Origin of the sequence: Lysinibacillus sp. NPDC097214, from assembly GCF_050277945.1 — a bacterium.
GTDB lineage: Bacteria > Bacillota > Bacilli > Bacillales_A > Planococcaceae > Lysinibacillus > Lysinibacillus xylanilyticus_B.
This window is the reverse complement of the sequence record NZ_JBNNSS010000014.1, coordinates 15,918-28,690: the sequence shown is the minus strand read 5'-3', so window position 1 is coordinate 28,690 and position 12,773 is coordinate 15,918. Positions and strand designations below refer to the sequence as shown.

At 39.6% G+C, this 12,773-nt stretch carries 9 protein-coding genes; 6 read left to right on the top strand and 3 right to left on the bottom strand.

Going from position 1 to position 12,773, the window contains the following annotated elements:
* Positions 1-9: 9 nt before the first annotated feature.
* The 6 genes from ACQKMI_RS22050 (at position 10) to ACQKMI_RS22025 (ending at position 9,443) form a co-directional block, all read left to right on the top strand.
* Positions 10-1,239, top strand: a complete 1,230-nt coding sequence (locus ACQKMI_RS22050; protein ID WP_427492418.1) for an ATP-grasp domain-containing protein — start codon at positions 10-12, stop codon at positions 1,237-1,239.
* The gene (locus ACQKMI_RS22045) at positions 1,239-1,940 is read left to right on the top strand and encodes an aspartate/glutamate racemase family protein (protein WP_427492416.1); all 702 of its coding nucleotides are present in this window, start codon (positions 1,239-1,241) and stop codon (positions 1,938-1,940) included. The genes ACQKMI_RS22050 and ACQKMI_RS22045 overlap by 1 nt, the downstream gene beginning before the upstream one ends.
* A gap of 273 nt (positions 1,941-2,213) precedes the next feature.
* Positions 2,214-3,362 (top strand): DEAD/DEAH box helicase, encoded by a 1,149-nt coding sequence (locus tag ACQKMI_RS22040; RefSeq protein ID WP_427492414.1) that lies wholly within the window; start codon positions 2,214-2,216, stop codon positions 3,360-3,362.
* 1 nt (position 3,363) lies between these two features.
* Complete coding sequence (locus ACQKMI_RS22035) at positions 3,364-4,593, top strand: aminopeptidase (RefSeq protein ID WP_427492409.1); 1,230 nt, start codon at positions 3,364-3,366, stop codon at positions 4,591-4,593.
* A 615-nt stretch (positions 4,594-5,208) separates the two neighbouring features.
* Entirely contained in the window at positions 5,209-6,366 is a 1,158-nt protein-coding gene (locus tag ACQKMI_RS22030) for an exonuclease SbcCD subunit D (RefSeq protein ID WP_427492407.1), read from the top strand.
* Complete coding sequence (locus ACQKMI_RS22025; RefSeq protein WP_427492405.1) at positions 6,363-9,443, top strand: AAA family ATPase; 3,081 nt, start codon at positions 6,363-6,365, stop codon at positions 9,441-9,443. The genes ACQKMI_RS22030 and ACQKMI_RS22025 overlap by 4 nt, the downstream gene beginning before the upstream one ends.
* Positions 9,444-9,879: 436 nt before the next feature.
* Here the strand turns inward: ACQKMI_RS22025 and ACQKMI_RS22020 are convergent, their stop codons facing one another.
* From ACQKMI_RS22020 to ACQKMI_RS22010, 3 genes are read right to left on the bottom strand one after another with little or no spacing between them, the layout of a single operon-like run.
* On the bottom strand, positions 9,880-10,599 hold the full coding sequence (locus ACQKMI_RS22020; RefSeq protein WP_427492403.1) for a LutC/YkgG family protein: 720 nt from the start codon (positions 10,597-10,599) through the stop codon (positions 9,880-9,882).
* Between the two features lie 3 nt (positions 10,600-10,602).
* Positions 10,603-12,027 carry a LutB/LldF family L-lactate oxidation iron-sulfur protein gene (locus ACQKMI_RS22015; protein WP_427492401.1) on the bottom strand — a complete coding sequence of 475 codons (1,425 nt, stop codon included), beginning with the start codon at positions 12,025-12,027 and terminating at the stop codon, positions 10,603-10,605.
* A complete protein-coding gene (locus tag ACQKMI_RS22010; RefSeq protein WP_427492399.1) occupies positions 12,027-12,761 on the bottom strand; it encodes a (Fe-S)-binding protein in 735 nt (244 codons plus the stop codon). The genes ACQKMI_RS22015 and ACQKMI_RS22010 overlap by 1 nt, the downstream gene beginning before the upstream one ends.
* Between the last annotated feature and the right edge of the window lie 12 nt (positions 12,762-12,773).

Below are 12,773 nucleotides of genomic sequence, written 5' to 3'. Positions count from 1 at the left end.
TTGAGCAGAATGGCCATTGAACACGCTTTTTTACCGATTTTATTAGGAGATGAAATGAATGCTTACGGCATGGCAAGAGCATTTTACGAGTCCTATGGCGTTAAATCACTTGCATTAAATCATACGAATATGGAGAAAATACAGCAGAGTGATTTATTAACATTTCGTGAAGTTCCAAGACTCCATATTGAAGATCGTTTTGTCGTGGCGTTAAAGGCAATTGCAGAGGAATTTACAGGTAAAAAATTGCTTTTATTAGCGTGCGATGAATTTTACGTAAAAAGAATTGTGCAACATAAAGAGGAACTAGCAGAGTATTTTGAGGTTCCTTATGTGGATGCAAACCTTGCTCAAGAGTTATTAACACGCGAGAGCATGTATGAACTTTGTGCGAAGTTCGGCTTTCACTATCCGACAATGCATGTTTGCACCGTCAATGACTATGAGGAATTTGACATACCTTTCGAATATCCAGTTGTCATTAAACCACTGAATATGACAAAGTATGCTGCATGTACTTTTCAAGGCAAGAAAAAAGTGTATGTTGCAAAAGATAACGACGAAAAGGAAGCTGTTTTCCACGCCATTTATAAGGAATCTATATACCGAGATGACATAATGGTACAGCAATATATTCCAGGCGAAGATGCTCATATGTGCGTCGTCAATGCTTATGTTGGGCAAGACAATAAGGTAAAACTGCTTTCTGTAGGTAACCCAATTTTAGAGGAGCATTCTCCAGAGGGAATTGGTCGCTATGTAGCCATAATGACAGCATATGATCAAGACTTAATGGATCGCGTGAAATTGTTTCTAGAGGAGATTCGATTCCAAGGATTTATCAAGTTTGATATGAAGTATGATGAACGTGACGGTCAATATAAGCTATTAAGTATTGAATTACATAATGAACTTTCCAATTATTATGTGACAGCTAGTGGCTATAATTTAATGCAATATGTTGCGGATGATTTTATTCGAGGAAGCAAGCAACAGCTAACTTATGTTCAGAATAAGCATCTTTGGACGATTGTGCCAAATGGTGTACTTTTTAAATATGTACAAAATGAACAGCTAGTAATTGAAGCGAAGAGCCTTATTCGCCAAGGAATGGCTACGGATTCCATCTTTAATTATAAAGATATGAATGCAAAGCGTTGGTTGAATATAACGCTAGATAATTTAAGCTTTTATCGCAAATATAAGAAATATTTTAACAACAAAGGTCTGTCAAACTAATGAAAAAACAAACTTTAGGTATAATAGGTGGCGTAGGTCCACTTGCAACGATGTTTATCGGTGAAATGATTGTAAGACGTACGAAGGCAACGAAGGATCAGGAACATCTACATACAATCATTGATAATGATACGAATATCCCTGATCGTACTGCCTTTATTTTAGATAGTACAAAGGAAAATCCTGTACCAGTAATAGTCGAAGATGCTAAAAAGCTTGCTTCTGTTGGAGCAGATATGATTGCTATTCCATGTAATACAGCACATACCTTTTTTGATGAGATTGCTGAAGGTTCTCCAGTTCCCGTATTACATATGATAAGGGAAACAGCAAAGCGTGCCTCTGATTTAGGGGCAGAGCGTGTAGGTATTTTAGCGACAACGGGTACATTAACTTCACGCATGTATCAAGATGCGTTAGAGGAATTTGGTATCACACCAGTTGTCCCAGACGATGTGATGAAAGAAAAAGTCATGTCAATTATTTATGATTACGTAAAGGCTGGGAAAGATGTCTCTCGAGAAGATTGGCAACCGATAGAAAAGGCAATGCTTGCACTTAATTGTGATCGTATCGTATTAGGATGTACAGAATTATCTATCGTCAATCGAGATTTAAAATTAAGTGACACATATATCGACTCATTAATTGTTTTAGCAGAACGTGCTATAGAAGCATGTGGCTATGAAATAGTAGATTAACAATTGAATCAACCAAATAAAAATCTGCTCGCTCTTCGCGGGTAAGCTATAAACCTTCAAAGAAGCTTCGGTGTCTATGAGGGCTTGAAGGCTTACAAATCCCGTGTATGAATCGTGCAGATTTTTTTCGCATTATTGTGCAGGAAGACTTCCACCCCCAAATTCGTTAGGTGTGATTATTGAAACGATTATAAAATGGTTAATGTACATATGAAGTAGGAAAATGATTAGTGTGTTAAACTAGTGTCAAGTAGATAGAAGGTGGGAAATTACATGTCAGTAATAAATTTATTAAATGAAGATTTGCAAGCAAAATGGAAATTTGAAGAGCCAATGAAAATACAAGAAGAAATGATTCCAGCGATGCTTGAGGGCAAAGATATTGTAGCCGAATCTCCGACAGGATCGGGGAAGACATTAGCTTATGTACTTCCTTTACTAAATAAAGTAAACGGTTCAAAAAAACAAACACAAGGACTTATCGTAGCCCCATCACAGGAGCTAGCAATGCAAATTGTAGAGGTTATCCGTGAATGGACAGCAGGTTCTGATATTACGGTTCAACAACTAATTGGTGGTGCAAACTCCGCACGTCAAATCGAAAAGTTAAAGAAAAAACCGACGATAGTTGTAGGAACACCAGGCCGATTAAATGAATTAGCTCGTTCTGGAAAATTAAAGCTAAAAGAGATTGAAACAGTTATTTTAGATGAATGTGATCAGTTACTTAGTCGTGAATATCGTGTTGTAGTAAAATCCTTTATCGAAGGTTCAGCATTTGGGCGACAAATAGTTGTTGTTTCAGCAACTATTACGGAGGAAATTGAATTAGTAGCTAGTCGCATGATGTTCGAGCCAGTACGCTTCAAAATTAAACCTGAGGATATGTTAAAGGTTGGTAAAGTTGTGCACTCTTTCGTGAAAGTCGAGGAGCGAGATAAAACTGATTTCCTACGCCGACTATCACATACTGAAGGTTTACGTGCACTAGCTTTCGTCAACAATATAGATCAATTGCTGATGAAGGAAACGAAATTACAATACCATGCGGCACCGATTGTGACATTACATTCTGACATGAAAAAAGAAGAACGTAAAAAGACGTTAGATGCATTCCGTAAAGGAGAAGCGCGTATTTTAATTGCTACAGATATTGCAGCACGTGGTTTAGATATTGCAGGTTTAACACATGTTATTCATGTCGATGTTCCAAGAACAATTGAGCAGTATTTACATCGTTCAGGTCGTACAGGTCGTGCTGGAGCAGATGGGGAAGTATTAACGTTATTATCATATCGTGATGAAAAAACGTATAAAAAATGGACTAGAGAAATTTCTGGAAAACCTGTGCAAAAAGTATGGCATGAAGGCAAGCTAGTGGAGGGCAATTCAAAAACAATTGGACAAAAGCGAGGTAAATAATATGACTTTTGAAGAAAAATTACAAGCATATGCAGAACTTGCGGTAAAAGTCGGTGTCAATATTCAACCAGGGCAATATTTATTAATCAATACATCAGTTGATGCATTGGATTTCGCCCGTTTAGTTGTGAAAGAGGCCTATAAGGCTGGGGCAGGACGTGTTCATGTTAACTTATCAGATGATGAAATGGATCGTGCTTACTTTGAGCATGCCTCAGATGAAGAATTTAATCGTTTCCCAGAATGGGTAGTTAAAATGCGTGATGAGGTAATCGAACGAAAAGGCGCAATATTATTGATTGATGCTGCAGACCCTGATAAATTAACAGGTATTTCAGCAGACCGTCTAGCTACCCATCAAAAGGTATCAGGAGCTGCTCTAAGAAACTATCGTAACGCTGTCATGAAGGACTTAATCGCTTGGTCGATTGTAGCCGTTCCTTCGCCAAAGTGGGCTTCGAAGGTGTTCCCGAACTTAGCGGCTGAGGAACAAGTACCAGCATTATGGGAGGCTATATTTAAAACTGTTCGTATCGGTGACGGCAATGCTGTTGAAAAATGGCGTGAACACGTAACAAATTTAGAATCTCGTGCGGCTCTACTGAACAATAAAAAATATGCGAAGCTTCACTATACAGCGCCAGGTACTGATTTAACAATTGCATTAGCGCCACAGCATAAATGGCTTACTGGAGGTAGTAAAACGCCAGAGGATACGATCTTTATTGCTAATATGCCGACAGAAGAGGTTTATACATTACCGATGAAACAAGGTGTTAATGGCTATGTAAGCAATACAAAACCATTAGCTTATCAAGGGAATATTATCGATGGCTTTAAACTGACATTCGAAGAAGGAAAAATTGTTCAGGCTGAAGCACAGGTAGGCCATGATTTATTACAGGAGCTTATGAATGTGGATGAAGGCTCTTGCTATTTAGGTGAGGTAGCGCTTGTACCACATGAATCACCAATTTCAGCATCGGGAATTTTATATTTTAATACATTGTTTGATGAAAATGCATCGAACCATTTAGCGATTGGTGAAGCTTATCCAACTTGCTTAGAGGGTGGAAGAGATTTAGAAAAAGGTCAGCTTGAAGCGTTAGGTGCAAATATTTCAGTAACACATGAGGACTTTATGATTGGCAGCGGTGAGATGGACATCGACGGTATTTTACCAGATGGAACTGTAGAGCCAATTTTCCGCAAAGGTAGCTGGGCATTTTAGGCTCTTGATGTAACTTATTTCAGCGGGTTTCCAAACACCCGCTGAAATAAGGGACTCAAGAACGCTACGTCCTGTGGCAATTTATTTGTGCGAAAGCGAAGCGACAGCAACAAGGTTTTAACTGTGCGAAAGCGAAGCGACAGCAACAAGGTTTTAACTGTACGAAAGCGAAGCGACAGCAACAAGGTTTTAACTGTGCGAAAGCGAAGCGACAACAACAGCAATAACACACGACTGTGTGGCGCCGCTTTTATGGAGAAGGTAAGAGTGAAAGAATCGTTTTAATGTAACAGGGCATTCGACAAGGATGCTCTTTTTTTGTTGAACGTATATCAAAAAAATAGGCGACGGAAAGTACCAGCGACGGAAAGAATCATCAGAGCGACGGAAAGAATCATTAGAGCGACGGAAAAAACCGTAGCGACGGAAAGAATCGCCAGAGCGACGGAAAGAACCGTCGAAGCGACGGAAACAATCGCCGAAACGACGGATCCCCCTGACACCTCAGCTCCACAAGTTACGACGTGGAGCCTTATTATATTTTTCAAACTAATAAAAGGAAAAACAAACAATCCAGTAGCCATGATAAAATGAAATAGACAGGAGGCGCACAGAATGAAAATATTTCATACAGCAGATTGGCATTTAGGGAAGCTTGTACAAGGCGTCTACATGACCGAGGATCAACATTATATTTTACAGCAATTTAAGCTAGCTATAGATGAAGAGAAACCGGACGTTATCGTTATAGCAGGTGATTTATATGACCGTTCGATGCCTCCGATTGAGGCAGTGAATTTACTAAATGATATTTTGGCGGAAATTGTGCTTGATAAAAAAATCCCTGTGTTAGCAGTTGCCGGGAACCATGATAGTGCAGGTCGATTGAACTTTGGCAGTAGTTTAATGAGTGATAGTGGCTTACATATTAAAGGCCAGTTTACGAAAGACCATGCACCAATCGTTTTACATGATGAGTATGGCGAAGTACATTTTCATCTCGTACCATATGCAGAGCCAGCTTCAGTACGGACAATTTTAGAGGATGATTCCATTCGTTCTCATCAAGAGGCAATGGAAAAAATTATTGAATATATTGGGCAAAGTTTAGATTCTACAAAACGTAATGTTTTTGTTGGACATGCCTTTGTGACGAAGTATGGAGAAGAGGAAGCAAATACGAGTGAATCAGAGCGACCTTTATCAATAGGAGGCTCAGATTGCGTAAATGCAGCGTTGTTTAAGCCTTTTCATTACACTGCACTTGGACATTTGCATAAAGCCCATTTTGTGTTGAATGAAACGATTCGATATGCTGGTTCTCCATTGAAGTATTCATTATCTGAGCACTTACATGAGAAGGGCTTTTTAATTGTTGAGTTAGATGCACAGGGAAAAATAGCTGTGACGAAGCGAAAACTTATACCGAGACGAGATTTACGTGTGGTAGAGGGGTTAATGGATGATTTATTGCAATTACCACCTAGTGATGATTATGTATTTGTACGCTTAACAGATACTACGCCAGTAACGTCGCCGATGGAACGTATTCGTACAGTGTTTCCTCATGCGATGCATGTTGAGCGTAAAGTAATACGCCAAGAAGTATCACAAGAAATTCAAGCGGTTGAGGCGGAGAAGATAGAAGACATCGATTTATTCCGATCATTTTTTACAGATATTATTGGCGTACAGCCAGATCAAGATACAGAGCGTCTATTTACAGAGATGCTACAAGAATTATTAGATGAGGAGCGAGAAACAGTAAAATGAAGCCTTTAAAGTTAACGATTACTGCATTCGGTCCATATAAAAATACAGAGGTTATTGATTTTCAACAGTTAGGTGAACATCGTCTATTTGCGATTTCCGGAAAAACAGGTGCAGGGAAAACGACGATTTTTGATGCTATATGCTATGCACTTTACGGATCAGGTAGCGGTGAAGATCGTCAAGATACGGCAATGTTACGAAGCGGATTTGCAGATGACGATGTGTATACTGCCGTAGAACTCGTTTTTGAAATGCATGATAGGGTCTATCAAATAGTACGTCAGCCAGGTCATATTAAAGAAAAGAACAAAAGTGTTACTGGTAAGAAAATAGAACTGGCTGAAATCAAAGGAGACACACTTGATTATAGTATTGTAGAAAAGCAGCAAACACTTGAGGTAGATAAAAAACTACAGGAAATAATAGGTCTCACAAAGGATCAGTTTAGTCAAATTGTAATGCTGCCACAAGGTGAATTTCGTAAGCTATTAACCTCAGATTCTACCAATAAAGAAGTTATTTTGCGCAAGATTTTTAAAACAGACCGTTTTGGTGCTATGACAAAAAGACTTGATGCGAAACGAAAAGAAGCGGAAAGTGATCTGCTGCGTGCGAAACAATTAAAGGAGCATCTTCTTGGCCAAATTGCGGGTGCTTTGCCACAGCGTTCGTCTTCTTTATTTACTTGCATTACTAACAATACCGAAAATATGCATCAGCTAAAGAAGGCTTTGGAAGAAGAGCAGACCTACTATACTGAATGTATACAATTGGAACAGCAGCGCTATAAAGAAGCTTATGCGCATCATCAAAAAGAGCAAGAGTTTTATAGTATGGCGAAAACATTGAATGAGCAATTTGATGAGCAAACGAATCGTCAGAACCGTCTGCATGCATTGCTTCAAGAGCAAGATATATATAGCGCAAAAGAACGTGAAATTGCATTAGCAGAGAAAGCAGAACGTCTTGTTATACTTGAGCAACAATGCATCGATTTGCGTACTGAGCAAAATCGGAAAGAACAATCCTGTCAGCAAGCAGTGACAGAGCAGCAGAACGCGGAAGCTCAGTTAAAAATAGCGCAGGAAAAATATAACGTTGAAGAGGCAAAAGAACCTGAACGTCAACACATTCTACAACGGGAGTTACAGCTACAAGCATTATTACCGACATTCGAGGCGTATGAGAATAATCTTCAGCAACTGCAAATAGCTGAACAATATGTTGCAACAGCTAAGCTAGCAGTAGATGATAATAGTAAAATCGTAGAAACAGGACAAATGCAAGTTCTGCATCTAGCAAATACAATTGAACAATATGAAAAACAACTTGAGCCATATGAGGGTTTTTTAGAACAGTTACCGAAGCTAAAAGAGCAAGTATCATACCTAGCACAAGTTGAAAAATACACTAGAGCAGTTGAAACGGCAGAGCAGGATGTGGCGACGACTAATGTCCACTATCAAGAAAGTAAGCAAGCTCTTCAAAAGCTGGAGCAGCAATGGATTGCGAGTCAGGCAAGTATTTTAGCACAGCAGCTTAAGGATGGAGAACCTTGCCCAGTATGCGGTAGTACATCACATCTCGAAACACATCGTGAGCAATTAGAGATGATCGAATTAGTACAGGTGGAAGCTTTACGAGTAAAGGCTACTAATGATGAGCGCAAGTTTTTAGAGAAAGAAGCTTTATTGAATTCTACAAAGCATCTTCTACAAGAGGCACTAGAACAGGTAGAAACGAATAAGATAGATCCATCGAATCAAGCACAAATTGTAGCTTCCTTACAAAATGTAGAGCAACAAATAATTATCTTAAAAGTAGTGAGCAATCAATTGTCTGATGTTCGCATGCAGCAAAAGGATCATCGTGCACGAATGGAGCAGCTACAAGAAAAGCAATTAAAACTAGAGCAATATTTAGCTGAAAAGACGAAGGAATTGACTAAACAACAAGCAGTTGTGGAAGAACAGCAAAAACATATTCCGGAAAATCTTACGACGCTACATGCATTGAAGCAGGAGATTGCTGATATAGGTTCCAAAAAGGTTGCCTTACAAACTGCATGGACTGTCAGCCAACAAGGTCTGCAATCTGCCAAGGAAGCAGCAAATAACGCTAGAATGACCGTCGAAATAGCGAAACAGGCTTTTGAGGAGTTAAAGCTGAAAATGGATGAAAAGCGCGAGCAATTTTCGGTAAGTATGAAGGAAGCCGGCTTTGAAAGCTATGAAGAATTTGCTACTGGGAAGCGTAGTGTGTTGCAAATAGAAGCTTTACGGAAGGCTTGCAGTGATTATGCAATGCAAATTCACACTTTACAGGTGCAAATTACTGAGGGAGCGAAGCATCTTAAAGGACAAGAAAAACAGGATTTAACGGCAATGGAAGAAAAGTTAGAAGTGCTTCGTGTAACCTATGAGGAAGCATTTAAAGTATTGCAGCAGATAGAAGGATTTGCGAAAGCTTGTGCAGACTTTATAGAAAAAGTAGAGGAAGCGGAGATGGAGATACGCTTACTTGAAAAAGAAGCGGGGCAAGTGAAGGAACTTTATGCAATGTTAAATGGACAAAATGCGAAAAAGCTGTCCTTTGAGCGTTATATTCAAATTAACTATTTAGATAAAATTACAGAGGCAGCAAATGTCCGGCTTTATCATTTATCAAACGGTCAATTTGAGCTACGACGTTCAGATCGTTTAGAAAAGCATGCTAAGCAAAGTGGGCTTGGACTAGATGTGTATGATGCCTATACAGACCAATTACGTGATGTGAAAACATTATCAGGGGGAGAAAAGTTTAATGCCTCTTTAAGTCTTGCCCTTGGTATGGCAGATGTCATTCAAAACTTTCAAGGTAATATCCGTATTGAAACAATGTTTATTGATGAGGGCTTTGGTTCTCTTGATGAAGAAGCGTTGAATAAGGCGATTGATACGCTTATTGATTTACAAGATTCTGGACGTATGATTGGCGTCATTTCACACGTTGCAGAATTAAAAGCTACAATGCCAGCAGTGTTGCATGTTGAAAAAACAATGAACGGTCATAGTCAAACATATTTTGAAGTGAAGTGAAAAACATAATTGTGCCAATGAAATTAAGGCATCATATTAAATAAAGTATAGCTTTTCGGCAAAACGAGGGGTTGATTTCCGTTCCGACTGAGCGCTTTCCTGGGGGCGTCCGATGAGCCGCTTCACTCGCGTTGCTCGCTCCAGGGTCTCATCTGTGACGCTGATCCCCAAGGAGTCGCTCAGTCTCCACTCCAATCAATCAATTCACTTAGCATGTAACTACTATCATGTCACTCTAATTTATAGTGATAACAGCAACAATGTTTTATCTGTGCGAAAGCGTGGGAAGCTGCTCTATGTTCGCCATAGGAAAGCGAGTTGCCTGGAACGGAGATCACCCTCATTTACATCCCTCATTATTCACAAAGATTTCCTTGGCCAATGTGTTTTACAACAACATGAAAAAGAGGCGTAAAGCGATACGCCTCTTTTTATTCTATAAATCATCAATAATAATGTAGGTCATGTACATAGGGCCGTGAACACCGACAACTAAAATCATTTCAATATCAGCAGAGTTACTAGGTCCGGAAATAAAGTTAACGCAAGAGGCGAGAGTTTCTCCTTTTTGTAGACGCTCTCGAATTTGTACAGCTGCCTGCGTCATTCGAGGTACTATTGAACTTTTTGGCATTAAAATGATGGATTTGGTAGGTAAGAAACTAACAGTCCGACCGTGATTTGGATTGCTAAAAAGTACAGCTGTACCGGATTCCGCCAGTGTGATATCACTTATTGTAATTCCGATATTTGCTTTCTCTACTAGTGTTATATTGTCCTTGCCAATTGTCGGATCCCACGTGTGCAGCTCGATTTGTTTCTTAGGTAATGTGTCTGAAAATAGTGCTGTCAAACCATAAGCGTCAAATCGTTCATCCTGCCAAGTCATGATTGGACCACCATCATAATCGACAATGACTTTTTCCAGTGTCGTAGCTAAATTAGCAGTAGATGTCACGACGCAGTTCGTATTGATGCGTGTGCATTGTTTTTGTAAGACGCCCAATAGCTCATCCTGCGATAAATTTTGTAATGTTTTATGCTGCGGTGTATATCGCCATTGAGGACGCTCCACATGTGTTGGTATAGATGAACGTTGAAGTCTAGAAGATAATTGACGAATAAATGTCTCTCGATTTTGAATTGTGCCTACCATCCCTTAATCATCTCCTTTTTGTCGATTTTCGAACCAGTCACGGAAGCGCTCTTTTTTAGGTGCAGGGAATTCTCGAATATCTGTCCAACTTTTTAATGGGCCAATGCCTTTTGATAGTTGATTATTTTTTGTTAATGGCTTTAAAACACTCGATGCAACTTTAGAACCGAATTTATACATACCGCTTGATGAGGAACCAATACCGAAAATAGACATAAGGAAGCGTTCTGATACGGGAGCACGACCTTCCTTTTCCACAATTGTTTGTCGATGCTTATGAAGTAACTCGTGCAACGGAATTTTTACTGGACAAACATCAGTACAAGCCCCACAAAGTGTTGAAGCAAATGGTAGTTCCTTATATTCATCATATCCACCAAGTAATGGAGATAAGACCGCCCCAACTGGTCCAGAGTAAATTGAACCGTATGAATGACCACCTACATGACGATAAACAGGACAAATATTAGCGCAAGCACCACAACGAATACATTGTAAAATGGCTTGGAATTCACTACCTAAAATTTCTGACCGCCCATTATCAACAATAACTAAATGGAATTCTTCTGGGCCATCTACATCACCCTCTTGACGAGGACCGCTTAATACAGTTACGTAACTAGGGAGTTTTTGACCTACTGCACTTCTTGTTAGCATATTGACTAGTACTTCTAGCTCTTCAAACGTTGGAACAAGTCTCTCCATACCCATTACAGTAATTTGTGTTTTTGGTAATGCTGTCGATAGATCAGCATTTCCTTCATTTGTTACGATGCAAACAGAGCCAGTTTCGGCTACTGCAAAGTTACAGCCCGTAATTCCAATATCCGCAGTTAAATAATCATCACGTAACATTTTCCTTGCATGCTTTGTTAGTTCCTCAGGACGTTCAGAGCCTTCATATTGGTGATGATGTTGGAAACTTTCCTGTACCTGTTCTTTCTTACGGTGTAAAGCGGGTGCCACGATATGTGAAGGTAAATCGTTGTCGAGCTGTAAAATGTATTCTCCTAAATCAGTTTCGATAACACGGCAACCAACATGCTCCTCTAAATAATGATTTAAGTCAATTTCTTCTGTTACCATTGACTTTGATTTAACGATTTTTTTGGCCTGCTTTTTATTGGCGACATCAGCGATATAGACTTGTGCTTCTTCCGCAGTAGCGGCAAAGAAAACATGACCACCACGTGCAGCGACCTGCTCACTTAGCTGTGTTAAATAATAATCTAGGTTTGCAAGTACATGCTGACGAATCTCTTCACCAAGTGACCGCCATTCCTCCCAATTGCCAAGCTCCTCGGTAGCCAATTGACGATTTGTTTCTAATCGGTCTTGTGCTCCTGAAACGGCACTACGCATAAAGGTATTTTGAATGCCTTCTCCAACACGATTATTAAAAGATTCATTGCCGACCTTCATTGGCATTATGCACGCACCTCCGCTTTTCGAGAATTTAAAATTTCAGCTATATGAAGTACTTGTACATGTGCACCTAATCGTTCAGCACGACCGCGAATATTCATTAAGCAGCCTTCATCCGCGCCAACTAAATAAGCGGCACCTGTTTCAATAATGTGCTGCACCTTTTCATCAACCATTTGCTCGGAAATAGGTGTCATTTTTACAGAGAATGTACCACCGAAACCACAGCAAGTTGTTTTGTTAGGCAGCTCTGTATACGTCAAGCCTTTCACGTTTTCTAGTAATGTTAAAGGCGCGCTTTTCACACCGAGTAGACGAGTCATATGGCAGGACATATGATAGGTCACATTTCCGTTGAAGCTAGCACCCACATCTGTAATGCCAAGAACCTCTACGATAAATTGTGTTAATTCATACGTTTTGTCAGCCAATTTTTTTGCACGAGCCGACCATTGAGCATCGTCTGCAAAAACTTTTTCATATTCTCGAAACATATAAGCGCAAGAGCCAGAAGGGCAGACGATATACTCAGCATCATTAAATGCTGTGATCATGTTTTTCATTGCTTCCTTTGCTTCTTTAACATAGCCAGAGTTGTAGGCAGGTTGACCGCAACAAATTTGTCCTTTTGGAAATATGACTTCACAGCCAAGATGTTCTAGTAGTTCTACAGTTGCTTTGCCCACATTTGTTTGAAACATATCTACTAAACATGTTGCGAAAAGTGAGACTTTCATGTTTGTTCATCT